The sequence below is a fragment of the Pseudooceanicola marinus genome (assembly GCF_002786295.1).
Taxonomy (GTDB): Bacteria; Pseudomonadota; Alphaproteobacteria; order Rhodobacterales; family Rhodobacteraceae; genus Pseudooceanicola; species Pseudooceanicola marinus.
Map to the genome: position 1 here is coordinate 60355 of NZ_PGTC01000011.1, position 24997 is coordinate 85351.

29 protein-coding genes and 1 other RNA gene are annotated in these 24997 nt (G+C 67.0%); 10 read left to right on the top strand and 20 right to left on the bottom strand.

What is annotated here, in order from left to right; translation table 11 throughout:
* Positions 1–19: 19 nt before the first annotated feature.
* The gene (locus CVM50_RS07510; RefSeq protein WP_085888617.1) at positions 20–865 is read right to left on the bottom strand and encodes a PhzF family phenazine biosynthesis protein; all 846 of its coding nucleotides are present in this window, start codon (positions 863–865) and stop codon (positions 20–22) included.
* A 154-nt stretch (positions 866–1019) separates the two neighbouring features.
* Between CVM50_RS07510 and ffs the strand changes: the two genes are divergently transcribed.
* From ffs to recR, 4 genes are all read left to right on the top strand, one after another.
* An RNA gene (gene ffs, locus CVM50_RS07515) (signal recognition particle sRNA small type) lies at positions 1020–1118 on the top strand.
* Between the two features lie 280 nt (positions 1119–1398).
* Positions 1399–3183, top strand: coding sequence for a DNA polymerase III subunit gamma/tau (locus CVM50_RS07520; RefSeq protein WP_085888618.1), 1785 nt, complete (start codon positions 1399–1401; stop codon positions 3181–3183).
* Positions 3184–3258: 75 nt separating this feature from the next.
* Entirely contained in the window at positions 3259–3603 is a 345-nt protein-coding gene (locus CVM50_RS07525) for a YbaB/EbfC family nucleoid-associated protein (RefSeq protein WP_085888619.1), read from the top strand.
* Between the two features lie 6 nt (positions 3604–3609).
* On the top strand, positions 3610–4203 hold the full coding sequence (gene recR, locus CVM50_RS07530) for a recombination mediator RecR (protein WP_085888620.1): 594 nt from the start codon (positions 3610–3612) through the stop codon (positions 4201–4203).
* 138 nt (positions 4204–4341) lie between these two features.
* Here the strand turns inward: recR and CVM50_RS07535 are convergent, their stop codons facing one another.
* Both CVM50_RS07535 and CVM50_RS07540 read right to left on the bottom strand, forming a co-directional pair.
* Positions 4342–5487: an FAD-dependent oxidoreductase gene (locus CVM50_RS07535; protein ID WP_085888621.1), complete on the bottom strand. Its 1146-nt coding sequence runs from the start codon at positions 5485–5487 to the stop codon at positions 4342–4344.
* 195 nt (positions 5488–5682) lie between these two features.
* On the bottom strand, positions 5683–6450 hold the full coding sequence (locus tag CVM50_RS07540) for a DUF1013 domain-containing protein (RefSeq protein WP_085888622.1): 768 nt from the start codon (positions 6448–6450) through the stop codon (positions 5683–5685).
* A gap of 165 nt (positions 6451–6615) precedes the next feature.
* On the opposite strand from CVM50_RS07540, the gene CVM50_RS07545 reads away from it, so the two are divergent.
* Together CVM50_RS07545 and CVM50_RS07550 are read left to right on the top strand one after the other, a co-directional pair.
* A complete protein-coding gene (locus tag CVM50_RS07545; RefSeq protein ID WP_085888623.1) occupies positions 6616–7245 on the top strand; it encodes a ribonuclease T2 family protein in 630 nt (209 codons plus the stop codon).
* A gap of 291 nt (positions 7246–7536) precedes the next feature.
* Positions 7537–8112, top strand: coding sequence for a hypothetical protein (locus CVM50_RS07550; protein ID WP_085888624.1), 576 nt, complete (start codon positions 7537–7539; stop codon positions 8110–8112).
* 190 nt (positions 8113–8302) lie between these two features.
* Here the strand turns inward: CVM50_RS07550 and CVM50_RS07555 are convergent, their stop codons facing one another.
* The 3 genes from CVM50_RS07555 to CVM50_RS07565 all read right to left on the bottom strand — a co-directional run bounded on the left by CVM50_RS07555 (position 8303) and on the right by CVM50_RS07565 (position 11008).
* Complete coding sequence (locus CVM50_RS07555) at positions 8303–9091, bottom strand: SDR family NAD(P)-dependent oxidoreductase (protein ID WP_085888625.1); 789 nt, start codon at positions 9089–9091, stop codon at positions 8303–8305.
* A gap of 118 nt (positions 9092–9209) precedes the next feature.
* Positions 9210–10187: an NAD(P)H-quinone oxidoreductase gene (locus CVM50_RS07560; protein ID WP_085888626.1), complete on the bottom strand. Its 978-nt coding sequence runs from the start codon at positions 10185–10187 to the stop codon at positions 9210–9212.
* 101 nt (positions 10188–10288) lie between these two features.
* Complete coding sequence (locus CVM50_RS07565) at positions 10289–11008, bottom strand: COQ9 family protein (protein WP_085888627.1); 720 nt, start codon at positions 11006–11008, stop codon at positions 10289–10291.
* A gap of 167 nt (positions 11009–11175) precedes the next feature.
* Between CVM50_RS07565 and rpsU the strand changes: the two genes are divergently transcribed.
* Positions 11176–11382, top strand: coding sequence for a 30S ribosomal protein S21 (rpsU, locus tag CVM50_RS07570; RefSeq protein WP_005614280.1), 207 nt, complete (start codon positions 11176–11178; stop codon positions 11380–11382).
* A 115-nt stretch (positions 11383–11497) separates the two neighbouring features.
* Here the strand turns inward: rpsU and CVM50_RS07575 are convergent, their stop codons facing one another.
* Complete coding sequence (locus CVM50_RS07575; protein ID WP_157792150.1) at positions 11498–12046, bottom strand: flavodoxin family protein; 549 nt, start codon at positions 12044–12046, stop codon at positions 11498–11500.
* A gap of 227 nt (positions 12047–12273) precedes the next feature.
* Between CVM50_RS07575 and CVM50_RS07580 the strand changes: the two genes are divergently transcribed.
* Positions 12274–12984 carry a hypothetical protein gene (locus CVM50_RS07580; protein WP_085888629.1) on the top strand — a complete coding sequence of 237 codons (711 nt, stop codon included), beginning with the start codon at positions 12274–12276 and terminating at the stop codon, positions 12982–12984.
* Between the two features lie 76 nt (positions 12985–13060).
* On the opposite strand, the gene CVM50_RS07585 is transcribed toward CVM50_RS07580, so the two are convergent.
* Complete coding sequence (locus tag CVM50_RS07585; RefSeq protein ID WP_085888630.1) at positions 13061–13516, bottom strand: Lrp/AsnC family transcriptional regulator; 456 nt, start codon at positions 13514–13516, stop codon at positions 13061–13063.
* A gap of 250 nt (positions 13517–13766) precedes the next feature.
* On the opposite strand from CVM50_RS07585, the gene CVM50_RS07590 reads away from it, so the two are divergent.
* Positions 13767–14375, top strand: coding sequence for an outer membrane protein (locus CVM50_RS07590; RefSeq protein ID WP_157792152.1), 609 nt, complete (start codon positions 13767–13769; stop codon positions 14373–14375).
* Between the two features lie 48 nt (positions 14376–14423).
* Here the strand turns inward: CVM50_RS07590 and mscL are convergent, their stop codons facing one another.
* Positions 14424–14864: a large conductance mechanosensitive channel protein MscL gene (mscL, locus tag CVM50_RS07595; RefSeq protein WP_085888950.1), complete on the bottom strand. Its 441-nt coding sequence runs from the start codon at positions 14862–14864 to the stop codon at positions 14424–14426.
* Positions 14865–15008: 144 nt separating this feature from the next.
* Here mscL and CVM50_RS07600 point away from each other — a divergent pair, with 144 nt between their 5' ends.
* On the top strand, positions 15009–15704 hold the full coding sequence (locus tag CVM50_RS07600) for a glutathione S-transferase N-terminal domain-containing protein (RefSeq protein ID WP_085888631.1): 696 nt from the start codon (positions 15009–15011) through the stop codon (positions 15702–15704).
* 177 nt (positions 15705–15881) lie between these two features.
* Here CVM50_RS07600 and CVM50_RS07605 read toward each other — a convergent pair whose 3' ends face one another.
* The 11 genes from CVM50_RS07605 to pyk form a co-directional block, all read right to left on the bottom strand.
* Entirely contained in the window at positions 15882–16331 is a 450-nt protein-coding gene (locus CVM50_RS07605) for a YtoQ family protein (protein ID WP_085888632.1), read from the bottom strand.
* A gap of 3 nt (positions 16332–16334) precedes the next feature.
* Entirely contained in the window at positions 16335–16628 is a 294-nt protein-coding gene (locus tag CVM50_RS07610; RefSeq protein ID WP_100148455.1) for an alkylphosphonate utilization protein, read from the bottom strand.
* A gap of 163 nt (positions 16629–16791) precedes the next feature.
* On the bottom strand, positions 16792–19191 hold the full coding sequence (gene pheT / locus CVM50_RS07615) for a phenylalanine--tRNA ligase subunit beta (protein WP_085888634.1): 2400 nt from the start codon (positions 19189–19191) through the stop codon (positions 16792–16794).
* A gap of 112 nt (positions 19192–19303) precedes the next feature.
* Positions 19304–19585 (bottom strand): YrhK family protein, encoded by a 282-nt coding sequence (locus CVM50_RS07620; RefSeq protein ID WP_085888635.1) that lies wholly within the window; start codon positions 19583–19585, stop codon positions 19304–19306.
* 46 nt (positions 19586–19631) lie between these two features.
* Positions 19632–20057 (bottom strand): ASCH domain-containing protein, encoded by a 426-nt coding sequence (locus CVM50_RS07625; protein ID WP_085888636.1) that lies wholly within the window; start codon positions 20055–20057, stop codon positions 19632–19634.
* Positions 20058–20524: 467 nt separating this feature from the next.
* The gene (locus CVM50_RS21305; protein ID WP_143515616.1) at positions 20525–21145 is read right to left on the bottom strand and encodes a hypothetical protein; all 621 of its coding nucleotides are present in this window, start codon (positions 21143–21145) and stop codon (positions 20525–20527) included.
* A 3-nt stretch (positions 21146–21148) separates the two neighbouring features.
* Positions 21149–22213, bottom strand: a complete 1065-nt coding sequence (gene pheS, locus CVM50_RS07635; protein WP_085888638.1) for a phenylalanine--tRNA ligase subunit alpha — start codon at positions 22211–22213, stop codon at positions 21149–21151.
* Between the two features lie 169 nt (positions 22214–22382).
* Positions 22383–22748 (bottom strand): 50S ribosomal protein L20, encoded by a 366-nt coding sequence (gene rplT / locus CVM50_RS07640; protein WP_085888639.1) that lies wholly within the window; start codon positions 22746–22748, stop codon positions 22383–22385.
* A 12-nt stretch (positions 22749–22760) separates the two neighbouring features.
* The gene (gene rpmI, locus CVM50_RS07645; protein WP_085888640.1) at positions 22761–22967 is read right to left on the bottom strand and encodes a 50S ribosomal protein L35; all 207 of its coding nucleotides are present in this window, start codon (positions 22965–22967) and stop codon (positions 22761–22763) included.
* A 168-nt stretch (positions 22968–23135) separates the two neighbouring features.
* Positions 23136–23366 carry a hypothetical protein gene (locus tag CVM50_RS07650; protein ID WP_085888641.1) on the bottom strand — a complete coding sequence of 77 codons (231 nt, stop codon included), beginning with the start codon at positions 23364–23366 and terminating at the stop codon, positions 23136–23138.
* 103 nt (positions 23367–23469) lie between these two features.
* Positions 23470–24924 carry a pyruvate kinase gene (gene pyk, locus CVM50_RS07655; RefSeq protein WP_085888642.1) on the bottom strand — a complete coding sequence of 485 codons (1455 nt, stop codon included), beginning with the start codon at positions 24922–24924 and terminating at the stop codon, positions 23470–23472.
* Positions 24925–24997: the final 73 nt, after the last annotated feature.

Sequence of the window (24997 nt, forward strand, 5' to 3'; positions counted from 1 at the left end):
TTTCACGTGCCGGGCAGGCTCAGACCGCGACCTGCCCCGTTACCGTCGTCACGGCCCGGCCGCCGATGAAGATGCGGCCACCCTCGACGTGCACCGCGATCTCGCCATTCCGCCCGACGCAGCGCCCCTGGGTCGCCATGTAGCGCGCGCCCTCGCCCAGCTCGCTCGTCCGCAGGCGCAGCGCGGCCACCGCGCCATTGCCGCTGCCGCAGACCGGGTCCTCGGCGATCCCATCGGAGGGCGCGAAGGACCGCACCTCGATCCCACCCTCCGGCTTGCGTCCGAAGACGGTGACACCGCCCGCGCCCGCCGCGACCTCGAACGCCGCCATGCGCGGCAGGTCCGGGGTCAGCGCCGTCACCGCCGCGGCCGTGCCGAGGTCCGCAACGATCCACAGCGGGCCGACATCGACCACCGCCGGGGCACTGCCCGGCGCGAGCGGCGCGCCCAGCAGATCGGCCAGCTCAGCCGTCTCGGGCGCGGACAGGTCGCGGAACTGTGGCTCCGGCAGGCGCAGGGTCAGCAGCGCGCCCGCCTGCTGCACCGGAATCAGCCCGGCGGCGCATTCCTGCACCACCAACCCGTCCCGCGGGGCGATCACCCCCGCCTCGATCAGCGCATGGGCACTGCCGACAGTGGGATGGCCGGCAAAGGGCAGTTCACTGCGCGGAGTGAAGATGCGCAGGCGGTAGTCAGCGCCGGCGTCGGTGGGGGTCAGGTGGAACGTCGTCTCCGACAGGTTGGTCCAGGCGGCAATGGCCTGCATTTCGGCGTCGCTCAACCCGTCGGCCTGCAGGACGACGGCAACGGGATTGCCGCGAAAGGGCACGGCGGAGAAGGCATCGACGACACGATAGGGGCGCATGGGGGCTCCGTTTCTGGGTTGCTCATGGGGCCGGGACAGGATCGCCCCGCGGATCTGGCGCGACCTTAGCAGCCTGACCCGACCGCGCCAGCCATTGGCTCCGCCGCGCCCTCCCCCACTTGCATTGCCCGCCGTCCTTTCCTATATGCGGGCTTGAGAGGTTGGCGCGGGCAGGCGCCTCGCCAACCCGGTCAGGTCCGGAAGGAAGCAGCCGTAACGAGTCCCGCTTGGGTCGTTGTCCAATCTCTCACCCAGTCACCTTTGCGCAGCAGAGGTGACAGTCACCCCTCCCCGCAAGACCACCACGACGCCCCATGCGCCCGCAGCACGTCCGAAATCCCCCACGGGACGGCGGGCGGGGCGAAGCTCCCAGCGGGAGCGAGCGGCGCCAGGCGTTCCGCATCACGCACGGGGCCGCGAGCCGGAGCTGCGCCATTCCGACCGCAGCCGCCGAACCGCGCGCCTTGCGGTGGACGCCCCCGGCGGCCCCGTTTACTCTTGGGCGCAACCACCCGAATCCAAGGCTCCCGCCGATGCAAGACAGCGCCCCCGCCCCCAAGGGCCCCTACCAGGTCCTGGCGCGGAAATACCGCCCCGAGACCTTCGCCGACCTGGTCGGCCAGGACGCCATGGTGCGCACGCTGAAGAACGCCTTCGCGGCCGATCGCATCGCCCAGGCCTTCATCATGACCGGCATCCGCGGCACGGGGAAGACGACCACGGCGCGGATCATCGCCAAGGGCATGAACTGCATCGGGCCGGACGGACAGGGCGGGCCGACGACCGATCCCTGCGGCCAGTGCGAACACTGCAAGGCCATCATGGAAGGCCGCCATGTCGATGTGATGGAGATGGACGCGGCCTCCAACACCTCCGTAAACGACATCCGTGAGATCATCGACAGCGTGAACTACCGGGCGGCCAGCGCCCGCTACAAGATCTACATCATCGATGAGGTCCACATGCTGTCGACCAGCGCCTTCAACGCGCTGCTGAAGACGCTGGAAGAGCCGCCGGCGCATGTGAAGTTCATCTTCGCCACCACCGAGATCCGCAAGGTGCCGGTGACGGTGCTGTCGCGCTGTCAGCGCTTTGATCTGCGCCGGATCGAACCGGAGGTGATGATCGACCTGCTGCGCCGCATCGCCAGCCGCGAAGAGGCGGAGATCACCGACGAGGCTCTGGCGCTGATCACCCGCGCCGCCGAAGGCTCGGCCCGGGATGCGACCTCGCTGCTGGACCAGGCGATTTCCCACGGCGCGGGCGAGACCGGCGCCGACCAGGTGCGCGCCATGCTGGGCCTCGCGGACCGGGGCCGGGTGTTGGACCTCTACGAGATGATCATGCGCGGCGACGCCGCCGCCGCCCTGACCGAACTGTCGGCACAATATGCCGACGGCGCCGATCCGCTGGCGGTGCTGCGTGACCTGGCCGAGATCACCCACTGGATTTCGGTGGTGAAGATCACGCCCGATGCGGCCGAGGATCCGACCATCGGCCCCGACGAACGCGCCCGCGGCCTGTCGCTGGCAGAGCGCCTGCCGATGCGATCAATGACCCGCATGTGGCAGATGCTGCTGAAAGCCCTGGAAGAGGTGGCCGCGGCGCCGAACGCGATGATGGCCGCCGAAATGGCCGTGATCCGGCTGACCCATGTGTCGGAGCTGCCCTCGCCCGAGGAACTGGTGAAACGGCTGAAGGACGCCCCGCGCCCGCCCGAACCGCCCCAGGGCGGCCCCGGCGGCGGTGGTGGCGGCGCCTATGCCCCGGCGGGTCCGGCCGGTGGCGGTGCCCCGGCCTATGGCGCGCCCGGCCCCTCCGGTGGCGGCGGCGGTGGCGCCCAGGGTCACACCATGTTGGCGCAGGAGGTCGAACAGGCGCTGGCGCGCTACCCGACCTTCGATCACGTGATCGAACTGATCCGCCAGAACCGCGACGTGCGCCTGCTGGTGGAGGTCGAGGGCGGCGTGCGCCTGATCTCCTACCGCCCCGGCCGGATCGAGTTCGCCCCCGCTCCCGGCGCTGCTTCCGACCTGGCCTCGAAGCTGGGCACGGCGCTGCAACGCTGGACCGGCAACCGCTGGGTGGTGACCATCGGCAATGAGCCGGGCGACGACACCATCGTCGAGAAGCGCGACGCCAAGCTGCGCGCGCTGAAGGAGGAGGCCACAGCCCATCCGCTGATGCAGGCCGTGCTGGCCGCCTTCCCCAAGGCCGAGGTCACCAAGATCATCAGCCGCGAGGAGATGGCCGCCAAGGCGGAGGCCGAAGCCCTGCCCGAGGTCGAGGACGAATGGGATCCTTTCGAGGACGAGTAGTGATCCCGCCCGCAAGACACACTAGATAGCATTGAAACGACGCGCCCGCGCGGCGCCACATGAAGGAGAACGAGCATGTTCAAGGGCCTTGGCCAGATGGGCGACATGGCGAAGATGATGAAGACCGCCAAGGAGATGCAGACGAAGATGCAGCAGCTCCAGGATGACCTGGAGACGATGACCGTCACCGGCGAAAGCGGTGCGGGCCTGGTGAAGGCCACGGCCACCGCCAAGGGCGAGCTGAAGGCGCTGGACATCGACCCGTCGATCTTCGACCCGAACGAGAAGGAAGTGGTCGAGGATCTGATCCTGGCCGCGATCAAGGACGCCCAGGCACGCGCCGCCGAGAAGCACCAGGAAGAGATGGGCAAGATCACCGAGGGCCTGGGCCTGCCGGCCGACTTCAAGATGCCCTTCTGATCGAAGATGTCCGCCGGCCGCGACATAGACGCGCTGATCGAAATGTTGGCGAAGCTGCCGGGGCTCGGCCCCCGGTCGGCCAGGCGCGCGGTGCTGCAACTGGTGCGCAAGCGCGAGCTGCTGCTGATGCCGCTGGCGGACCTGATGCACGAGGTGGCGGTGAACGTGCGCGAATGCACCCGCTGCGGCAATATCTCCGAGGGGCCGGTCTGCCCGATCTGCCTCGACCAGAAACGCGCCAATGGCGAGCTCTGCGTGGTCGAGGACGTGGCCGATCTCTGGGCAATGGAACGCTCGGGCAATTTCAAGGGCCGCTACCACGTGCTCGGCGGCACCCTCTCGGCGCTGGATGCCGTGGGCCCGGAGGAGCTGCGCATCCCCGACCTGGTGCAGCGGGTCGAGGATGAAGGCGTGACCGAGGTGATCCTGGCGCTCAACGCCACCATCGACGGCCAGACCACGGCGCATTACATCGCCGACCAGCTGGAGGGCACGGTGCGCCTGACCTCCCTTGCCCAGGGCGTGCCCATCGGCGGCGAGCTGGATTATCTCGACGACGGCACGATCACCGCCGCCCTGCGCGCCCGCAAGGAGCTGTGAGCGCGGCGGTATCGGCCTGACGGCCGATGCCTTCGGCGAGAGTATTTTCAACTAGGTGAAGACAGGGGGGGGCGTCCCCGAGGCGGTGGCACCGCGGCGTCAACGTCCGCCAAGCCCGTTGCGCCCTTCGGCGCCGCCTCACGCCACGGCGGGTTCGACGGCCCAGTCGGGCAAGGCCTCCCCCGCCACCTGCAGCGCCCCAAGACGCCCCAGCTCGTCCGAGTTCTTCGCCCCGCGCCCGCCCCCGGCGAAAGCGGTGTGGATGCGCGCCGACAGGGCGGTGAAATGGGGGATGTTGCGCGGCGTAAAGGTCGTCACGCAGGCTGCGGTGGAGGTCGAGAGAATCTCCAGCGAAGGCATCCGCGCCCGCATCACCCCGTCGAGGTAGGCCGCCTCCTCCGGGTCGCCGGAGGAGCGGAACCAGGCGGTCAGCTCTTCGGGCGAGGTCAGCGGCCGGTCGACCCGGTCACCGCCTATCTTCAGGTAGAGCTTTCCGTCGGGATAGCGCAGGGGCGGCAGCAGGTAGGGATCCAGGCCATCGGGCAGCAGCGCAATCAGCGTGGGCATCCCCGCCAATCGTGCCGCCTCGGCCTCCGACACCTCGAAGAAGACCACGGTGCGGGCGTAGACGCTGAAGGGCAGCGCCTCTCCCACCAGCGCGCGGGAGAAACCGCCAGTGGCCAGCAGCACCCGATCCGCCGTCAATTGTTCGCCCCCGGCCAGCGCCAGGGTGACACCCTCCGCACTTTCGTCCAGCGCCGTGACATGATCGCGCACCAGCCGTGCCCCGCCCGCCTGCGCCAGGGTGATCTGGGCGCGTACCAGGGCGCGAGGGTCGATGACCCCGGCATTGGCCCGCTCGTGCAGACCCAGGGTGCCCGGGGCGAAATCGAACCAGGGGAAGCGATCTGCCAGATCGGCATCGCGCAGGCTGTCGCAGGGCACCGCGTCACGGTCGCGGGTGGCTTCCAGCCGGTTCATCTGCACCGAGCCTTCGGGACCTGCCATCAGCGAGCCGACCTCGGAGAAGAAGGGCACGCCCGAGGCTGCCTCGATCTCGCGATAGCGGGCGATGGAGGCGCGCGAGGCCCGTGACCAGAAGAGCGAGGGATCGAGTTGCCGGGTGATGCGCCCGGCATCGTAGTGCGATCCGAAGGGCCCCTGCCAGCTGGCCGGGTCTTCGGGTTCGGCAGGGCCGACCAGGGTCACCTGGTGGCCCATCCCGATCAGGTGGCGGGCGGCGGCGGCCCCGATCATTCCGGCCCCGATCACGGCGATATGCATGTCTATCCTTCCCTGTCCTGTCCTGTCCGACCTGCGGCCCGCCCTGAGCCAGGGCAAGGGGTCGATCCCGCGGCGCAGGATTGGCGGTGACGGAGTGACTTGCAAGACCCCGGACGAACCGGCCACCGAAAGCGCAGAAAAAAGCCCGCCGGAGCGGCGCTCCAGCGGGCTGAATGCAGGGGATGAAGGGGACGATTACTTGTCGTCTTCCTCGTCGTCGTCATCGCTGCCGCCCGGCAGGTTGAAGAAGCTGTCGGCGTCGCGCAGATCGTCGTCCTTGCTCTTGTCCTCGTCGTCCTGATCGTCGGAGGTCAGCGAGAAGGTTTCCAGCCCCTCGATGGCGGTCGGGATACGCGGCTCGGCCTCCATCTCCAGGCTCTGTTCGGTCGACAAGAGCTTGCGGCGCTCGTCGTCGGTGATCGCCTCGCCCCGCTTGGCGCGTTCGGCGGCGGCCTTCTGCACAGCAGCGTCCAGCTCGGTCTGCTTGCACAGGCCGAGCGCGACCGGGTCGATCGGCTGCATGTTGGCGATGTTCCAGTGGGTGCGTTCGCGGATCGACTGGATCGTCGGCTTGGTGGTGCCCACCAGTTTGGAAATCTGGCCGTCCGACAGTTCGGGGTGGAACTTCACCAGCCACAGGATCGAATTCGGACGGTCCTGGCGTTTCGACAGCGGGGTGTAGCGCGGGCCACGGCGCTTTTCCTCGCCCACGGCGGCGGCGTTGAACTTCAGCTTCAGCTTGTGCAGCGGATCGGCCTCGGCCTTGTCGATCTCTTCCTGGGTCAGCTGGTTATTGGCGACCGGGTCGAAGCCCTTCACGCCCTGGGCCACTTCGCCGTCGGCGATACCCTGGATCTCCAGCTCGTGCATGCCGGTGAAATCGGCGATCTGCTTGAAGCTCATCGTGGTGTTGTCCACCAGCCAGACGGCGGTGGCCTTGGCCATGATCGGTTTGCCCTGCATGTCTCAACTCCTGAACATCTGGCGTGGTGGAAACCTGCGGTCAGATATGTCTGTCCCGGGCCCTGGCCTTCGGGGCCGGGGCGCATCGCCGGGGCGATGCAGGTTTCCGTTGTCGGGGAACTCGGGCGCTATATAGTCGGGTCGGGCCGCAAATGGAAGAGTGATATGCGTCGCACCCTTGTCCTGTTGATGATCCTGCTCATGCCGCTGCGCGCTGTCGCCTCCGACCGGCCCGGGGACTTCGACTATTACGTCATGGCGCTGAGCTGGTCGCCCGCCTTCTGCGAGGTGCAGGGCGATCCGGAGCAATGCGCGCCCGGCAAACGCTTCGGCTGGATCCTGCACGGGCTGTGGCCGCAGCACGAACAGGGCTACCCCAGCGATTGCCGCAGCCCGATGCGCAATCCCAGCCGCGCCGACACCGCCGCAATGGCCGACATCATGGCGACCGCGGGCCTCGCCTGGCACGAATGGCAGGCCCACGGCCGCTGTTCCGGGCTGTCGTCGGAGGCCTACTTCGACCTGTCGCGGCAGGCCTATGACAGCGTCACGCGCCCGCAGGTCCTGCGCCAGCTGGACGAGGACGTGCGCCTGCCCGCCCGGGTGATCGAGGAGGCCTTCCTGGAGGCCAATCCCCATCTTTCGGCCGATGGCGTCACCGTCACCTGCCCCGACAACCGCATCCGCGAGGTGCGGATCTGCCTGACCAAGGACCTGCAGCCGCGCGACTGCGCCCCGGACGTGCGGCGCGATTGCCGCGCCTCCTCGGCCCTGTTCGATGCCATCGGGGGCTAGGCCCCGCGCGCGCCTGACGGGCTGGCAACCCGCAGGCTGACCGGGCGGCAGTCGGTGAAGAGCAGCCTCTGGCGGTTCAGGCATGTCGCGACGGCTGCGTCTGTCAGCCCCTTGGCCTGCGCCCTGCCGCGAGACCGAGCAGGCAAAGGATTGCCGCGATGGTTGTTTCGCGTCGCGATCTGGTTTCCAGGGCCTCTGCGCTGATGCATCATGCCGCTCGGGCGAGCCATTCCGCCCGCACCGGGCCGTATTCCCGTCCCGGGGAAAGACCGCTTTTGAAAGGTATTTACAATGAAGACCTCTGTTGCAACCGCGACCGCACTGGCCCTTGCTCTTGTCTCGGCCCCCCTGCAGGCCGATCCGGTGACGGATGCGCTGGAAAGCGCATTGGAGAACTACGAAAAGGGTGACCTGGGCATGACTGCTGCCCGGCTGACCGAGGCCCAGAAGGCGGTTGTCGCCCTTCAGGGCGGCAAGCTGACACGCTTCCTGCCCGAGGCCCCCGATGGCTGGAGCCGCGAGATTGATGAAGATGCCAACGAGGGCATGTCGATGGTCGGCATGGGCGGCGCCTCCGCCGCAGCGGACTACATCAGTCCGGAGGGCGATCACGTCACCCTGACGCTGGACGCTGACAACCCCATAGTAACCTCCATGGCCAGCATGCTGGGCAATCCGCAAATGATGGCCATGATGGGCGAACTGCTGGAATTCGGTGATCAGCGCATGGTCAACCAGGACGGCGAGATCTCCGGTCTGGTCGCGAATCGGGTGCTGATCCAGGCCACGGGCACCGCCTCCGAAGAGCAAATGTCCGAGATCCTCGGCATGATGGATTTCGACGGGCTGGCCGCCTACGACAAGTAAAACGGCCCCGCCATCAGCCTGGACGGTCGGGGCGACCGGGCGACGACCCGCCGCCTAGGGCGGGATCCAGCCGCCCCCACCTCCAGGATGCGAGCCCGCCGATATGGCCTGAGGGCGTTCGGAGCCCGCGCACGGCGCGATTGCCGTGCGCACTTGGCTCTTTTCGACGCCATCGGCGACCGACAGGCGTTCAGGGCGTGTCGATGATCCCGCCCTCGACCCGCAGCGAGGCCCCGGTGGTGGCCGAGGACAGGGGCGAGCAGGCATAAAGCGCCATGTTCGCCACCTCCTCGACATCCGCCGCGCGCCCGATGATCGAGCTGGGGCGAGCGGACTTCACGAAATCGCGGGCCACTTCGGCCTCGCTGCGCCCGTCTGAGGTGTCGAGGCCCGCCTTCATGCCGTCCGACAGGGTCGGACCGGGCAGCAGCGAGTTCACCGTCACACCGGTTTCCGCCAACCGCTTGGCCAGGCCGCGGGCCAGGGCCACGTCGGCGGCCTTGGTCACGCCGTAGTGGATCATGCTATCGGGGATGTTGAAGGAGCTTTCGGAGCCGAGGAACAGGATCCGCCCCCAGCCCTTCTTCACCATGCCTGGCGCCAGCGCGCGGGCCAGACGCATACCGGACATGACGTTCACGTCCCAGTACTTCTGCCAGAGGTCATCATCGGCCTCGAAAAAATCGACATCTCCGAAGATGCCCGCGTTGTTCACCAGGATGTCGCAGCCGCCGAGGTCGGAGATCAGCCGGTCCGCCTCCGCCGCATCGGCCAGATCGGCGGCCAGCCCGCCAATCTCTGCGCCCGGCACCTCATGCTGCATCCGGTCAATGGCCTGTTTCACCCCTGCCGTATCGCGGCCGTTCAGGGTGACGCGGGCACCGGCTTCGGCCAGGCGTTTCGCGATGGCATAGCCGATGCCCTTGGTGGACCCGGTGACGAGGGCGTGTTTTCCGGCAAGGTCGATGGAAAGAGGCATGGGAAGGCTCCGTGGTTGAATTGTCCTTTCGGGTCCAACGCATGCCCCCCGGGCGGTCGTTCCGCCCTCACATCCAGTTGAGGGCAGACAGTCGAGAGCGGAACGACCGGCTGCCGCCTCAGCCGCCCGCTACCTCCAGGACGATCTTGCCAATATGGCCGGAGCTTTCCATGCGGGCGTGGGCCGCCGCCGCCTCTTCCAGCGGGAAGGTGCTGTCCATCACCGGCGCCACGCGGCCCGCGGCCAGCAGGGGCCAGACATGCTCTCGCAGGCCCTCGGCGATCTCTGCCTTCACCTGGTCGGACTGGGCACGCAGGGTGGACCCGGTCACGATCAACCGCTTCATCATCACCTGGGCGAAGTTCACCTCGGCCTTGGGCCCGCCAAGGAAGGCGATCATCACCAGCCGCCCCTCGTGGTTAAGCGCGCGGATGTCGCGGGGGATGTAGTCCCCGCCCACCATGTCCAAGATCACGTCGGCGCCGCCGGCTTCCTTCAGCACCTCGACATAATCCTCCTCGCGGTAGTTGATCGCCCGCTCGGCGCCCAGCTTCTCGCAGGCGGCGCATTTCTCGGCGGAGCCGGCGGTGGCGAAGACCCGGGCGCCAAAGGCCTTGGCCAGCTGGATCGCGGTGGTGCCGATGCCGGAACTGCCGCCGTGCACGAGGAAGACCTCGCCGCCGGTCAGGCGGCCGCGGCGGAACACGTTTTCCCAGACGGTGAAGAAGGTCTCGGGCAGGCAGGCGGCCTCGCGCAGGCCCATGCCCTCGGGCACCGGCAGGCAATGGGCGTAGGGCGTCACCACCTCTTCGGCGTAACCGCCGCCGGGCAACAGGGCGCAGACGAGGGCGCCCAGGGCAGCCTCGGGAACGCCCTCGCCCAGGGCCACGATCTCGCCCGAGGCCTCCAGCCCCGGCAGGTCCGAGGCGCCGGGCGGCGGCGCGTAGTTGCCGGCCCGTTGCAGGGCGTCAGGCCGGTTCACCCCGGCCCAGGCCACGCGAATGCGCACCTCGCCCGGCCCCGGCTCGGGCAGCGCCCGCTCGCCCGGCACCAACACCTCGGGTCCACCCGGTTCGGAAATCTCGATCACGCGCATGTCTCGCGCCCCCTCATCATCTTCTCTTTGCCGAAAATATTCCCGCCGGAGGCGTCGGCCCACCAGCCGCGCGCCCCCAAAAGCCGGGCTTGTGTCGCCGCTCAGCGGCCCGAGGGGCCCGCCTGGCCCGGCAGGTCAGAGGCCCCCTGCGGCGCCTTCACGCGCGACAGCACGCCCAGCGGCCCCTTCTCGATCAGCCGCCCAAGGGGGGAGGACATCACCCGGCCCTTCACCTTCTCGAATCGCATCACGTCGCCGATGCGCCGGTCGAGGAAATCCCAGGTCGCCTGATGATCCAGGCTGTCGTCGCCCAGCCAGTAGAGCACGACGGAGGAATAGACGCCCGACAGCGTGGCGCGCTTGGAATACCAGTTCAGATCGTCGGAGGTGTCGCCAAGCGCGGTCCAGATCGCATCCGCCGACCCCCAGACGGCCCGGGCGCCGTCGGCAGTGTGCTGCGGCAGGGCAAACAGCGCCGCGCCGCGCCGCACCAGCTCCTTGTCCGCGATCTCCAGCCGCAGGCGGATGGCGCGGGCGACCTTCTCGGAATAGCGCAGCTCACCATGCGCGCCCTCGGCCGCCTCGGCGGCGAAAAGTCGAGCCATTTCAGCGTCCCCGGCCCGATGATAGGCCAGTGCCAGGTCGACCGCGCCGCGCGGGAACAGCGCCTTGGCCAGCTCGGGCGAGATGTCGGCATCCTGGGCGGCGGCCTGCAAGGTGGCCGTGCTCCACCCGTCGAAGGGGACGTGGATCAGCGCCGCCTCCAGCAGCCGGTCGGCGGCAGTGGGGGCCGTGCCCCGGGCGTCGGTTTCCTCGGTCATGATGCTCTCCGTCTTGCTGTGCCGTCTGCGCGGCCCGCCTGGCCTGCTGGCCGGACTACCCCGGTCGGACATATCACGGGCCCTGCTGGACAAATAGGGCGACCCTTGCTATACGGCCACCTCCTGCAACTATTGAAACTTTAACTTAGGAAGGTGGTGACAACCACATGCAGGTTAGTGTTCGCGACAACAATGTCGATCAGGCGCTCCGTGCCCTGAAGAAAAAGCTGCAGCGCGAAGGCGTTTTCCGCGAAATGAAGCTCAAGCAACATTTCGAGAAGCCTTCCGAGAAGAAAGCGCGCGAGAAGGCCGAAGCAATCCGCCGCGCCCGCAAGCTGGCGCGCAAGAAGGCGCAACGCGAAGGTCTCCTCTAAGGAGCCTTTTCTTCCTCATGGAAGACCCGACACAAAGACGACCCCCGCGGCCTGGCCCCGGGGGTTTGTCGTTTTCAGGGGCTGGGTTTGCGGGCCTGAACGGCGGCGGCGGCCCTCAACCCCAGCGGGCCAGCGCCCCGGCCAGCCGTTCGCCGAAGAGGCGCGCCGAGGCGGCGTCACCCGGGTCCAGCTGCCCATCCGTGGCAGAGCCGACCGCCAGTCCCAGGAAGGTACCCGAGGCATTCAGACCGGCATTTTCCGGCACCACCGGCGCGCCGATCACCTCCTGCCCGATCCAGAGCATGCCGTGCTGCGCGGCGAAAACAGCCATGGATTTCAGCGTCGCCAGCTTGTCGCCCGCCTGCTGGATGCCACAGGTGAACCCGCCCGCCAGCTTGTCCTTCCACAGACGCTCGGTCCAGATCGCATGGCCCGTTTCGTCCATGAAGGCCTTCATCCCCGCAGCGACCCCGCCCATGTAGGTCGGCGCGCCCAGGACGATGCCATCGGCCCGCGCCAGCAGGGACCAGTCGATGTCCTTCGGGTGCAGCACATCCACCATATGCACCTCGGCCCCAGCTGCCGCCGCGCCCCCCGCCACGGCCCTGGCGGCAAGCGTGATGGTGGCAGACCCCGACCAGTAGACGACAGCAAGAACGGCCATGTGCATTTCCCGATGATGTTGCGTGGCGGCACAATGCCCCGCGCGCCCCAGGGCTGCAAGCGACCTGCCATTTGTGCGCCTGTGCACGCGAAATGGGTTTGCGACAAGGGGAAGCAACAGATATGTGACGCCAATCCGAACTTTCCAGTTCAGAAAATCCATAGCTTCGCACGCGCCGCTGCGGGACGATCCCGCAGTCTGCCAGCGGATCAGACCCGGACCAGCAGATGCAAAACCAGACCCTCGCCCAGTTCCCGGTGGCGGCGCCGCGCAACGTGACCCTGCCGCTGTACCTCTTCTTCTACCTGTCCCAGGCCTTTGCGATCCCCTTCGCCTGGTTCAACCCCGACCTGTTCGAATTCGTGCTGATGCGCGAGGACGGCCCCTACGAATACATGACCGCGCTCTTTCTGGTGGTGGCCGGGGTCCTGCTGGTCTGGCGCGCGTCGCAGCTGCGCGGCCAGGGCCTGCGCGCGCTTGCGATGCTGACGGTGTTCTACGCGCTGCTCTTCTTCTTCGTCGCCGGCGAGGAAATCTCCTGGGGTCAGCGGGTCTTCGGCTGGGTCTCCGGCGACTTCTTCGTCGCCAACAACTTCCAGGAAGAAACCAACCTGCACAACATGATGGTCGGCGACACGCAGCTGGCGACCTCGCTCTTCGGATCCTGGCTGACGGTGGTGCTGCTGCTCTATCTCGTGGTGCTTCCGCTGCTCTACCCCTTCGCCAACTGGGTGCGCCGCTTCTGCGAAATCCTGGCCGTCCCGGTGCCACGCCCGCGCCACGCGGTGCTGGCGATCGCCGCTTCGATCGCGTTGCTGATGTGCGGCGAGGCCAACCGTCGCTTCGAGCTGTACGAGTTCGCCTTCGGGGTCATGGCCACCCTGATCTTCCTCGAACCGCGCAACCTGCGGCTTTACGGCGGTCGCGACAAAGAGTGATCGCGCGGTCGACGTCAGGGACAGGGGCGGCACGGGACACCCTGCCGCCCCTGTCGCATCCCTGCCCCGGGAAGGATCAGACCGGCAGCGCTGTCGTCTTGAAGACGGTCCGCAGCGCGAAGGAGCTTTGCATGCGCTGCACGCCGGGCAGCCGCGCCAGGCTCTGCCGGTGGATGCGGGCGAAATCCTCCGAGCTTTCGGCGACCACCTTCAGCAGGTAGTCCGCCGTCCCGGCCATCAGGTGCACCTCCAGAACCTCGGGCACACGCGCCACGGCGGTCTCGAAGGCCTCCAGAAGCTCGTCCGCCTGGCCCGACAAGCCGATCTCGACGAAGACGGTGGTGGCCAGCTGCATCTTGCGGGCGTTCAACAGGGCCACGTAGTCCCGGATGTAGCCCTCGGCCTCCAGCCGCTGCACGCGGCGGTGGCAGGCCGATTGCGACAGGCCGACCTTCTCCGACAGCTCCGCATTGGAAATGCGGCCGCTTTTCTGCAGCACCCGCAGGATGGAACGGTCTAGCTGGTCGGGCATCGAAGATCCTCGCGTCAGATGCGGGATTTCTCGCAGAAACCCGTCGCCGCTTCCAGTGCAAACACCGATCCCTCCCGCAGCCCGTGGCGCATCCTGCGGGCGACCGGGGCGCCGTTCCCGAATATCCCCGAATCCGGGTGATAGGCCTTCCGGCCGGGATGTCGGAGGTTGGCGCCAGAAGAGCCGCGCGGGCCCTCAGGCAGACCGGCGGCTCCTGATCGCCACTTATCTAAACGACCGGAAACGATCCATGACGCGCTTTGCACCGCCCCTCCTCACCATGTTCGCCCTCGCCCTGCCCGCCGCCCCGGCCCTGGCACAGTCCGCCCCGCCGCCGGCAGAAGCCTGGCAGGGGATCTACGGCGGCCTGAAGGCCGAGGCCTTCAGCGGCGACCGCGTTGGCTACAACTACGTCTACCAGGGCCAGACAGTCGAAATGCCCTATGGCCTCACGGAAACCACCGAACTTGGCGCCTTCCTCGGCTACAACTTCGTCTACGGGAACGTCGTCTTCGGGCCGGAAGTCGCCTTCACCGAGGGCGGCCCAAAGGAAGAGCTGACCCCGGTCTACCGCATGCACGACGCCCTCGACCTGAAGCTCCGCGTGGGCTACGTGACCGGCCGCGCCCTGCTCTACGGCTTCGCGGGCTACAGCCAGTCCGCCTGGGACGACGGATGGGACGTCAGCGACGTCGACGGCAAGATCTACGGGGTCGGTGTCGATGTGCTGTTCGACAGCGGTGCCTTCGCCGGCCTGGAATACGCCCGGCGCGACATGGAAGGGCACTACATCTACGGCGACGACTACGTGACGCTGGACACGACCTCCCTGTCGCTCCGCGTCGGCTACAAGTTCTGAGCCTTCCCGCGACGCAATGGGCCTGGGGCGGCGGAGCCGCCCCATTCGTCAGCCCGCCTTCTTCAGCGTGTCGCGGATCTCCAGCAGCACGTCCAGCTCGGTCGGGCCGGCGGGTTTCTCCTCCGCCGGAGTGTTGGGCACCTCTTCACGGGCCAGACGGTCCTTCAGCCGGGTGACATAGCGCACCAGCAGGAAGACGACAAAGGCGATGATGAGAAAGTTGATCACCGCCGAGAAAAAGGCGCCGTAGGCAAAGACGGTGGCCCCGGCCTCGCGCGCAGCGACAAGGCTTTCGTAGGGGCCATCGCCCGACAGAACGGCGAACTTGTCAGTGAAATCGAGCCCGCCGGTGATCAGCCCCAGCACCGGGTTCAGCAGGTCCTTGACCATGGATTGCACGATCGCGGTGAAAGCCGCGCCGATGATGATGCCCACGGCCATGTCCATGACATTGCCCTTGGCGATGAAGGCCTGAAAGTCTTTCAGCATGGTGAAGATCACCCCCCTGTTGTGGATCCCTGCGCGCCCCTTCTGCGCGCATGCACCGACTTTGCCCCGAAATCGCGGCCAACCCACATTCTTTTTCGACCCGCGCGGGCTATATCGGGGGAAATGCCCCATAAGGAGAGACCGATGTTCCCCGAAGGCTTCCCCATCGACGCCAAGTGGCCCGCCCAGACCCCCGAGCGGATCCAGCTCTATTCCTTCCCCACCCCCAACGGCGTGAAAATCTCCATCGCGCTGGAGGAGCTGGGCCTGCCCTACGAGGCGCACCTTGTGACACTGAAGGACGAGGACGTGAAATCGCCCGAGTTCCTGTCGCTGAACCCCAACAACAAGATCCCCGCGCTGATCGATCCCGACGGGCCGGGCGGCGAACCGATCGGCCTGTTCGAAAGCGGGGCGATCCTGATCTATCTGGCCGAGAAGACCGGCCAGCTGATGGGGGAAGGCGCCGCCAAGTACGAGGTCATCAAGTGGCTGATGTGGCAGATGGGCGGCCTCGGGCCCATGCTGGGCCAGCTGGGCTTCTTCTACGCCTTCGCCGGCAAGGAGATCGAGGACCCGCGCCCGCGCGAACGCTACATCAACGAGGGCAAGCGCCTGCTGGGCGTGCTGGATCGCCAGCTGGAGGGCCGCGACTGGGTCGCCGGCGACTTCTCCATCGCCGACATCGCCATCGTGCCCTGGCTGGACGGCGCCCTGCGCTACTACGGCGCCGACGACGTGCTGGAGTGGAAGAGCTACGCCAACCTGCAGGCCTACGTGGATCGCTTCATGGCGCGTCCGGCCGCCGAGAGGGGCATGAACATTCCGCCGCGGGACTGAGCGCGGCACCGCAGAGAGACAGAGGGCGGCCCCGGGGCCGCCCTTTTCATGTCTGTATCAGGCTGCGGAACGCGGCAGGGGCGCGGTCACGCGACCGGAGAGCGCGGCGCCCCTTTTCTCTTTGCCGGAAACATACCCGCCGGAGGCATTGGCTCGACACGGGGCCAAAGGACCCGTTCAGCCCGGCAGCGCGCCGGTCAGCACGTAGCGCAGCACCTGCACCACCTGCTCGGGCGTCTCGGCCACGGCCAGCGCCGCCCCGTCCACCTCTTTCAGCGCATGACGCAGATCGGGCGCGTGCAGCACGATCAGCGACTTGCCAAGCGCAGCGGCATAGCCCGCGTCGAAGGCCGCGTTCCACTGCTTGTACTTGTCGCCGAAGCGCACGACGACCACATCGGCCTGCTCGATGCCCATGCGGGTGCGGATCGCGTTCACCTTGGCGCCCTTGTGGTCGTGCCAGAAGGGGTTGTCCTCGGCGCCCAGGATCGCCACGCCGCAATCGTCGGAGGCGCCGTGATCGGTGACCGGGGCATTGAAGGTGATGCCTAGGTCGGCAGCTCCATCGGTGATGCGCTCACGCCAGTCGGTGTGGATCTCGCCAGACAGGTAGACGTTCAGGGTCATCTCTTACCTCTTCTTCACGAACTCGGTGCGCAGGACCAGGCCACGGATCTCCGGGTGGCGACAGTCGATTTCCTCGGGGTTGTCGGTCAGGCGGATCGTCTTGATGACGGTGCCCTGCTTCAGGGTGCTGCCCGCGCCCTTCACCTTCAGGTCCTTGACCAGCACGACCGAGTCGCCATCGGCCAGCGGCGTGCCCTGGGCATCGACCACCTGAACCGCATTGCGGGCGGCCAGTTCCGAGGCCGGCATCCATTCGCCCGAAACCTCGTCATAGACGTATTCATCATCATCGCTCATCGCGCATCCCTCCATGGATTGTCCCGGGCCTAGACCAGCCCCAGGGGAAAGGCAAATGACCGAAAGCCGCACGGCGCGCCCCGAGGAGGGACGCGCCGTGTGAGAGAACGGGCGGAATGGGACGGCGGGCGGGGCGAGGCTCCGCGACGCGGAGCCAGCGCCGTCAGCCGCGCAGGGTGCCGCCGGTGGCCTTCTGCACCTTCTCGACGATCCTGGCGGAGATCGCCTCGATCTCCTTTTCCTTCAGCGTCGCCTCGGTGGGTTGCAGGCGCACGGTCACCGCGAGGCTCTTCTTGCCCTCGCCCAGCGACCCGCCGATGAACTCGTCGAAGACCCGCACGTTGGAGATCAGCGCCTTGTCGGCGCCCGCAGCCGCGTTGACCAGCGTCAGCGCCTCGACCGCCTCGTCGACGACGAAGGCGAAGTCCCGCTCCACCGCCTGCAGGTCGTTCAGCACCAGCGCCCCGCGCGAGGCGTCGGTGTTGCGCGGCAGCGGCACCTCTTCGGGCCAGATGGTGAAGCCCACGGCGGGGCCCTTCACATCCATCGCCGCCAGAACCCGGGGGTGGATTTCGCCGAAGACGGCCAGCATCTTCTTGGGGCCCAGGCAGATGCGGCCATGGCGGCCCGGGTGCCACCAGTCCGCCGCCTCGCGCAGGATCTGCACCTTGGCCGGCGCGCCGATGGCCGACAGGATCGCTTCGCAATCGGCCTTGGCGTCGAAGACATCGACGGCACGCGCGGCGCCGTGCACGTCCTTGGGACCGGTGTGGCCCACCAGGATGCCCGAGACCTGCAGGTGCTGTTCCCCCGGCTCACCGCCGTGCCAGGCGGGACCGGCCTCGAACAGTGCCATGTCGGCCATGCCACGCGCCTGGTTGCGAGCCGCGGCCTGCAGGAGGCCCGGCAGCAGCGCGGGGCGCATGTGCGACATCTCGGACGAGATCGGGTTGGCCAGCATCGTGGCATCGTCGCCGCCGCGGAACAGTTCCGCGCTGGCCTTGTCGATGAAGCTGTAGGTGACGCATTCGTTGTAGCCGAGGGCCGCGGCCGTGCGGCGCGCCACCTGCTCGCGTTTCTGCATCGGCGTCAGCACGGGCTTCGGCACACCGGGCTGCACTCGCGCCATGGGCTTGGGCTCCAGGTTGGTCAGCGAGGCGATCCGCGCCACCTCTTCCACCAGGTCCGCCTCGCCCTGCACGTCGGGGCGCCAGCTGGGCACCTGGGCCATGTCGCCATCCATGACGAAGCCGAGCGCCTCCAGCGTCGCGCGCTGCGTCTCGGCGGGAATATCCATGCCCACGAGCGAGGAACAACGCGCCGTGTCCAGCTTGTAGGCGCGGCTGACGTCAGGCACCTCACCCGCCACCACGGCGTCGGTCACCTCACCGCCGCACAGCTCCACGATCATGGCGCAGGCACGATCCAGCGCCTCCATGTTGAAGCCCGGGTCGATGCCGCGTTCGTTGCGATAGCGCGCGTCCGAGTTGATCTTCAGCGCCCGCCCGCCGTGGGCGATCGAGATGAAGTCCCAGAAGGCCGCCTCGACGAAGACATCCACGGTCTCGTCGGTACATCCCGAGGCTTCGCCGCCCATGATGCCGCCGATCGACTCGACGCCATTGTCGTCGGAGATCACCAGAACGCCCTCGGGGATCTGGTAGGTCTTCTCGTCCAGCGCCAGCAGTTCCTCACCGCCCTTGGCGCGGGAGATCACCAGGTCGCCCTTGATGCTGCCGGCATCAAAGACGTGCAGCGGGCGGTTCATGTCGTAGGTGAAGTAGTTGGTCACATCGACCAGGGCCGAGATCGGGCGCAGCCCGATGGCACGCAGCTTGTCCTGCATCCAGGCCGGGGAGGGGCCGTTCTTCACGCCCTTGATGATGCGACCGGCGAAGACGTGGCAGCCGTCGGCGGCGCTCTCGTCGATGGTGACATTCACCGGGCAGGCGCCTGCGGTGGCCTCCAGCGTGTAACCGGGCAGCGGCTTCAGCGTGCCGAGGCCGCGGGCGGCCAGGTCGCGCGCCACACCGTGCACGCCAAGCGCATCGGGGCGGTTCGGGGTGATGGCGATCTCGATCACCGGATCGACCTTCACCGGATCGTTCTGCGCCAACCAGTCCGCGAACTCCTGGCCGACCTCGCCGTTTTCCAGCTCGATGATGCCGTTATGCTCGTCCGACAGTTCCAGCTCGCGTTCCGAAGCCATCATGCCGTGGCTTTCCACGCCGCGGATCTTGCCCACGGAAATGGTGATGTCGAGGCCGGGGATATACATGCCGGGCTTGGCCAGAACGGCGGTGATCCCCGCCCGCGCATTCGGCGCGCCACAGACGATCTGGGTCTCGCCCTCGTCGGTCTGCACCTTGCAGACCCGCAGCTTGTCGGCGTCAGGATGCTGTTCGGCCTCCAGCACCTTCACCAGCTTGAAGCCCTTGAGTTTCGCCGCCGGGTCCGTGACTTCCTCGACCTCGAGGCCGAGGTCGGTCAGCGCCTCCAGGATCTCGTCCAGGGTCGCCTGGGTGTCGAGATGCTCCTTGAGCCAGGAGAGGGTGAATTTCATCGCGGATCCCCTTTGTTCCTTGCGCGGCCATGGGCCGGAAACCGTCGCATGGCTTGTTGCGCATCAGGGCGGCTTTGTCGAGGGGGTGGGGCCCGGTGGTCCCGCGCCGCGCTCACTCCTCGAACCGTTCCTCCAGGTTCTCCTCCTTGCCCATGGCATAAAGCTTCAGCTCCCGCGCGAGGCGCAGCGAGGGTTTGACGGCAAAGAGGATCGAGCCCACGAGGAACAGCCAGGTGCCCGCCTCCTGCAGCGACTTGTAGAAGAACAGGACCGAACCGACGATGAAGGCCAGGGCCGCCATGAAATCGACGGTCGTATGGGCGATCTCAAAGAGCGCATAGACCCGGCGCGTGTCATCGTTGCGTTCGCGGTTGGCGTGGTGAAACAGCGGCATGGCATCTCCTTGTCCGACGCGGGTTGTCCTACGCGGGCGCGACGGATCACCCGCCGCCCCCGATCGCCCGGCCTGGCTCCGGCGCGCCGGCCAGGTCACGCACCAGGCGGAAGCGTTCACAGACCAGCATCAGGTCCGGGGACCAGCCCCCGCTGCGTTCGAAATAGCCCCGGTGCCCCTCCTGCCAAGCGGCAAGGCTGTCATCCTCGCCCTCCGCCAGGGCGAAGGCCTCCGTCACCTCGTCGAAGCGGCAGAGCGTGACCTCCGTGGTTTCGATCTCCAGCGCCGGGGTTCCATCCCAGTTCAGCGCAATGTCGCGCCGCCCGACCTGCGGCATGGCCTCGGGGTCTGCCTCAAAGACCCGCAGCGCCTCGCAGGTCGCGGTCTTGCGGCCCGAGCGGACGAGGGCGAGGAGTTCGGCACAGAGGGGTTCGCTGTCGCCGAAGGTGAAGGTTTGGGGCGTGTCGGTCATTGGAAGGCCTCGGGTGTGTCTGATGCGGTCAGCCTGTAGGATCTGCGCCCGAGGTCAAGCGCGTCGCCGCGAAGCGCAGACAGGCGCCTGCCTGCGGTCCGGACCGGAGGGGTGGTTTCGGCCCGTTCGGCCCAGAAACGGCCCCGGGCGGACAGGCACAGAGATCGGCTCCGGGTCAAAATGAAGCGGAACGTCAGCACTATGCCCCAGCCGGGACGCTTGCGGCCCGGCCAGCCCCCGCCCCGGGGCTCCGCCCGTTCGGCCCTGAAACTGTCCCCCGGACAGTTTCCGAGACGGGCTTCACCCCCCGTGGGCAAAGCCAAGCAGGCATCAGGGCTTAAGGCAAAGGAAGAGTGCAACGTCGGGCTTCTGCCCCAGCCGGGGCGCGTAGCGGCCCGGCCAGCCCCCGACCGCCCCCATGGGCGGGGGCTACGCCCCCACCCGCGGTAGGGGGATGGCCTTGGGGGTCACCGAGACGGCCTGTGCTGACTTAGGCCGTATTCGGCTCTGACAGCTTCAATAAACCCGTCGAAATCGTCTCCCCAACCATCAAACGCTGAAGACGCGAGTGCTCTCATCAAGACCTGCGTCTCTCGCTCGCTGGCTAGACTGAGCACCTTCTTTTTAGCCTGGAGCCCAATTGAAAAATCCCAGAAGCGGTTAAACAGGCGGCTCCCTGCAGCGACAACTCGAGCGGAAGCGACCACTTTAAGCTGGGAGAAAGCGAAGTCCGCCTCTATCTGAATTTCTTCCACGACGCTTTCAACTTCCTGTCGAAGGTCGCGGAAATCTCCTGACTGATTGCCCAAAGGGCTCGAAGGGCGCCCTAATAGAAAGATCCTCTTATGCAGGTCATAGAAGCTTTGATGGACTTGCAGACAAACGGTGCGAGCCTCTCGCGCGGCCTCAAGCTTTTGATCCAATGACTTCTGACGGGGATAAACGCAAATAGCGATGTAGAGAGCGGTAAAAGAAGCAATAAATGCTGCAAGCAGCGTCAGCAGCGCTTGAAAGGGCTTAGGCTCCAAGAACCAAATCAGAGAGAAATCACGGCAAATGCTCTCACATACCGTGATTGTCTCGCCCATGGATCACACCCCGCCGCGGATCGTCGGCACCTGCAACGCGCTGAACCCGTAGTGGCGCAGCCAGCGCAGGTCGCTGTCGAAGAAGGCGCGCAGGTCGGGGATGCCGTATTTCAGCATGGCGATCCGGTCGATCCCCATCCCGAAGGCAAAGCCCTGCCATTCGTTCGGGTCGATCCCGCCCGCCTGCAACACCTTGGGGTGGATCATGCCCGACCCCAGCACTTCAAGCCAGCCGTCGCCCTCGCCCACCTTCACGGTGCCGTTCTCCCAGGAACACTGGATGTCAACCTCCGCCGAAGGCTCGGTGAAGGGGAAGTGGGAGGCGCGGAAGCGGGTCTTCACCTTAGTGCCGAAATAGGCGGAGAAGAACTCCTCCAGCACCCACTTCAGGTTCGCCATGGAGATGTCGCGGTCGATCGCCAGACCTTCGACCTGGTGGAACATCGGCGTGTGGGTCTGGTCGTAATCGGCGCGATAGACGCGGCCCGGGCAGATGATCCGGGTGGGCGCGCCGCCCTGCTCCATCGAGCGGATCTGCACCGGCGAGGTATGGGTGCGCAGCACATGCGGCGGACGGTTGTCGCCCTCGGCGCGGTGCATGTAGAAGGTGTCCATCTCGGCCCGCGCGGGGTGGTGGCCAGGGATGTTCAGCGCGTCGAAATTGTACCAGTCGGTTTCCACCTGCGGCCCCTCGGCCACGGAGAAGCCCATGTCCGCGAAGATGGCGGTGCATTCCTCCCAGACCTGGCTGACCGGGTGGATGGTCCCCTGGCGCTGTGGGCGCACCGGCAGGGTCACGTCCAGCCATTCGGCGCGCAGGCGTTCGTCCAGCGCCGCATCGGCCAGGGCGGCCTTCTTGGCGGCCAGGGCGGAATTGATCTCATCCTTCAGGGCGTTGAGCTTCGGCCCCATCACCTGGCGCTCTTCCGGGCTCATCTTGCCCAGCTCGCGCATCTGCAGCGAGATCTCGCCCTTCTTGCCCACGGCCTGCACGCGGAGCTCTTCCAGCGCGGATTCGTCCCCCGCCCCGGCAATCAGGTCCAGATATTTCGCCTTCAGATCGTCCATTGCCGCCTCCGTTCGCAGACGGCGACGGGGTTATCACAAGGGGGCGGGATTGCAAGCTATAGCGGCCCGCCGCAGGTGCAGCACCCGCACCCGGCGCCTGCCCCGGAACAGCAAAAACCCCGCTCCGGGCGGAGCGGGGTTTCGCTTGTCTTGCGAAGGGTCCGGTCGCTTACGCGGCCAGGGCGCCCTTGGCCTGGTCGACGATGGCAGCAAAGGCTTCCGGCTCGTTGACGGCCAGGTCGGCCAGAACCTTGCGGTCCACTTCGATCCCGGCCAGGGTCAGGCCGTTGATGAAGCGGGAGTAGGTCATCTGCTCGTCATGAGCGCGCACACCTGCGTTGATCCGCTGGATCCACAGGGCGCGGAAATTGCGCTTGCGGTTCTTGCGGTCGCGGGTTGCGTACTGGTTGGCCTTGTCGACGGCCTGACGGGCAACCTTGAAGGTATTCTTGCGGCGGCCGTAGTAACCTTTGGCTGCCTTGATGACCTTCTTGTGACGGGCGTGGGTCGTGGTACCACCTTTAACACGGGACATATCGCGACCTCCTTATTTCTTGCGGGCGTAGGGCATCATCGGCTTGATGATCTGCTCATCAGCCTTCGACAGGGTGGTCGTGCCGCGTGCGGTACGGATGAACTTGGTGGTCCGTTTGATCATGCCGTGGCGCTTGCCGGCCTGACCAGCCAGGATCTTGCCGGTCCCGGTCACCTTGAAGCGCTTCTTGGCGCTCGACTTGGTCTTCATCTTGGGCATTTTCGTCTCCTCTTGTGAGAATTACACACGACTCGGCATGCCTCGTCGGCCGGCCGCGCAGGTAGAGATCGGGCGTATAGGAGGGGAATCGCCTTTTGACAAGGGCGAAGTGCCCCCCACGGATGTCCTCCCGCCGATGTCCCGGGCTTCACAGCGCCCGCGCGGCGATCAGATCGCGCGCAGCAGCTCGGCGAAGACCCGGATGAAGGCATCGGGCATCTTCGAGGGCGCCAGGCGCACCGGGTCGCTGTACCAGGCATAGACAGTCAGCCCCGTGCCCGACAGCAGCGCGAAGACCGACACGGAGGGGATCCGGTTGTCGGCCCAGGCAGACACCAGGGCGGGAATGGCCAGAAGGCACAACAGGGCGCCGCACACGAAGATCACATCAAGGCTCATGCCCGATGCCTCTACCCGAGTTTGCCGCCCGCGCCAAAGCCTATTCGCGCGGCGCCGGACCGCCGCGCGCTGTCAGACCCGTGACGGGGCCGTGACCGACCGCTTACTCGGGGTCGGCGGCGAAGATCAGGCGCTCCTCGCAGGGGGCGACGCGCAGGATGTTGGTGGTGCCGGAGGTGTTGAAAGGCACGCCGGCGATGACGACGATGCTGTCCTCCTCGGTGGCCAGCCCGGTGACCCGCGCCCCGCGTGCGGCGTTGACCACCGCCTGCTTGAACCGCGACAGCTCTCCGGTGACCAGGCACATGACGCCCCACGACAGGGTCAGGCGCCGCGCCGTGCCACGCTGAGAGGACATGGCCAGAATCGGCACCCGCGGCTTCTCGCGGCTGACCAGCAGCGCCGTGGTGCCCGACTGGGTGAAGCAGCAGACGGCGCAGATGTTGGTGGTCTCGGCGATTTCGCGCGCGGCGGCGACGATGCCCTCGGCGACCGAACCGATCCCGACGAGCGTCCGGCGCTGCTGCTCCAGGATTTCGCGATAAAGCGCATCGCCCTCGACCTCCTGGGCGACATTGTCCATCGTGGTGACGGCCTCGACCGGGTACTGACCGGCGGCGGATTCGGCCGAGAGCATCACGGCGTCGGTGCCCTCGTAGATGGCCGCGGCCACGTCCGAGACCTCGGCCCGGGTGGGCATCGGGCTCTCGATCATGGATTCCAGCATCTGGGTGGCGACGATCACCGGCTTGGCCGCGGTGCGGCACTTGCGGATCAGGCGTTTCTGGATCGGCGGCACCGCGTGCACGGGCAGTTCGACCCCCAGATCCCCACGCGCCACCATGATCCCGTCGGAGACCTCCAGGATCTCGTCGAAGCTCTTCACCGCGGCGGGTTTCTCGATCTTGGCGAGCACGGCGGCGCGACCGTCAACCAGGGCGCGGGCCTCATGCATGTCCTCGGGCCGCTGCACGAAGGAGAGGGCGACCCAGTCAACGCCCAGCTGGCAGACAAACTCCAGGTCCTTGCGGTCCTTTTCCGACAGCGCCGCCAGCGGCAACACCACGTCCGGCACGTTCACGCCCTTGCGGTTGGAAATGGTGCCGCCCACGGTCACTTCGCAGTTGGCGAAATCGGCGCCGCAGTCTTTCACCTTCAGGCGGATCTTGCCGTCGTTGACCAGCAGCGAGGCGCCGGGTTCCAGCGCCGCGAAGATCTCCGGGTGGGGCAGGTTCACGCGGTTGATGTCGCCCGGCGTCTCGTCCAGGTCCAGGCGGAAATCCTGGCCCTCGACCAGCTCCTCGCCGCCGTCCGCCGCGAATGTCCCCACGCGCAGCTTCGGACCCTGAAGGTCCGCCAGGATGCCGATGACGCTGTCCATGTCCCGCTCGATCCGGCGGATGATGCGGTGACGTTCGCGGATCTCGTCGTGGCTGCCGTGGGACATGTTCAGACGGAACACGTCCGCCCCGGCTTCGTGAAGCGCGCGGATCGTCTCGTAATCGGAGGAGCTGGGCCCCAGCGTGGCGACGATTTTCGTATTGCGCTGACGTTTCATTAAGGTCATCCCCGTTGTCGCAGCCCGGACTCTGCCGGAATGTTAGCGTTCACATTTACCCTAAGGCGCCTGA

Coding starts and splice junctions, on each gene's coding strand:
- CVM50_RS07520 (WP_085888618.1), top strand. CDS start 1,399: ATGCAAGACAGCGCCCCCGCCCCCAAGGGCCCCTACCAGGTCCTGGCG.
- CVM50_RS07565 (WP_085888627.1), bottom strand. CDS start 11,008: ATGACCGAGGAAACCGACGCCCGGGGCACGGCCCCCACTGCCGCCGAC.
- recR (WP_085888620.1), top strand. CDS start 3,610: ATGTCCGCCGGCCGCGACATAGACGCGCTGATCGAAATGTTGGCGAAG.
- CVM50_RS07545 (WP_085888623.1), top strand. CDS start 6,616: ATGCGTCGCACCCTTGTCCTGTTGATGATCCTGCTCATGCCGCTGCGC.
- CVM50_RS07540 (WP_085888622.1), bottom strand. CDS start 6,450: ATGCAGGGCAAACCGATCATGGCCAAGGCCACCGCCGTCTGGCTGGTG.
- CVM50_RS07550 (WP_085888624.1), top strand. CDS start 7,537: ATGAAGACCTCTGTTGCAACCGCGACCGCACTGGCCCTTGCTCTTGTC.
- CVM50_RS07525 (WP_085888619.1), top strand. CDS start 3,259: ATGTTCAAGGGCCTTGGCCAGATGGGCGACATGGCGAAGATGATGAAG.
- rpsU (WP_005614280.1), top strand. CDS start 11,176: ATGCAGGTTAGTGTTCGCGACAACAATGTCGATCAGGCGCTCCGTGCC.
- rplT (WP_085888639.1), bottom strand. CDS start 22,748: ATGTCCCGTGTTAAAGGTGGTACCACGACCCACGCCCGTCACAAGAAG.
- mscL (WP_085888950.1), bottom strand. CDS start 14,864: ATGCTGAAAGACTTTCAGGCCTTCATCGCCAAGGGCAATGTCATGGAC.
- CVM50_RS07535 (WP_085888621.1), bottom strand. CDS start 5,487: ATGCATATCGCCGTGATCGGGGCCGGAATGATCGGGGCCGCCGCCGCC.
- CVM50_RS07605 (WP_085888632.1), bottom strand. CDS start 16,331: ATGACCCTGAACGTCTACCTGTCTGGCGAGATCCACACCGACTGGCGT.
- CVM50_RS07575 (WP_157792150.1), bottom strand. CDS start 12,046: ATGGCCGTTCTTGCTGTCGTCTACTGGTCGGGGTCTGCCACCATCACG.
- CVM50_RS21305 (WP_143515616.1), bottom strand. CDS start 21,145: ATGGGCGAGACAATCACGGTATGTGAGAGCATTTGCCGTGATTTCTCT.
- pyk (WP_085888642.1), bottom strand. CDS start 24,924: ATGAAACGTCAGCGCAATACGAAAATCGTCGCCACGCTGGGGCCCAGC.
- CVM50_RS07600 (WP_085888631.1), top strand. CDS start 15,009: ATGTTCCCCGAAGGCTTCCCCATCGACGCCAAGTGGCCCGCCCAGACC.
- CVM50_RS07590 (WP_157792152.1), top strand. CDS start 13,767: ATGACGCGCTTTGCACCGCCCCTCCTCACCATGTTCGCCCTCGCCCTG.
- rpmI (WP_085888640.1), bottom strand. CDS start 22,967: ATGCCCAAGATGAAGACCAAGTCGAGCGCCAAGAAGCGCTTCAAGGTG.
- CVM50_RS07650 (WP_085888641.1), bottom strand. CDS start 23,366: ATGAGCCTTGATGTGATCTTCGTGTGCGGCGCCCTGTTGTGCCTTCTG.
- pheT (WP_085888634.1), bottom strand. CDS start 19,191: ATGAAATTCACCCTCTCCTGGCTCAAGGAGCATCTCGACACCCAGGCG.
- CVM50_RS07620 (WP_085888635.1), bottom strand. CDS start 19,585: ATGCCGCTGTTTCACCACGCCAACCGCGAACGCAACGATGACACGCGC.
- CVM50_RS07585 (WP_085888630.1), bottom strand. CDS start 13,516: ATGCCCGACCAGCTAGACCGTTCCATCCTGCGGGTGCTGCAGAAAAGC.
- CVM50_RS07580 (WP_085888629.1), top strand. CDS start 12,274: ATGCAAAACCAGACCCTCGCCCAGTTCCCGGTGGCGGCGCCGCGCAAC.
- CVM50_RS07610 (WP_100148455.1), bottom strand. CDS start 16,628: ATGAGCGATGATGATGAATACGTCTATGACGAGGTTTCGGGCGAATGG.
- CVM50_RS07625 (WP_085888636.1), bottom strand. CDS start 20,057: ATGACCGACACGCCCCAAACCTTCACCTTCGGCGACAGCGAACCCCTC.
- CVM50_RS07560 (WP_085888626.1), bottom strand. CDS start 10,187: ATGCGCGTGATCGAGATTTCCGAACCGGGTGGACCCGAGGTGTTGGTG.
- CVM50_RS07510 (WP_085888617.1), bottom strand. CDS start 865: ATGCGCCCCTATCGTGTCGTCGATGCCTTCTCCGCCGTGCCCTTTCGC.
- CVM50_RS07555 (WP_085888625.1), bottom strand. CDS start 9,091: ATGCCTCTTTCCATCGACCTTGCCGGAAAACACGCCCTCGTCACCGGG.
- pheS (WP_085888638.1), bottom strand. CDS start 22,213: ATGGACGATCTGAAGGCGAAATATCTGGACCTGATTGCCGGGGCGGGG.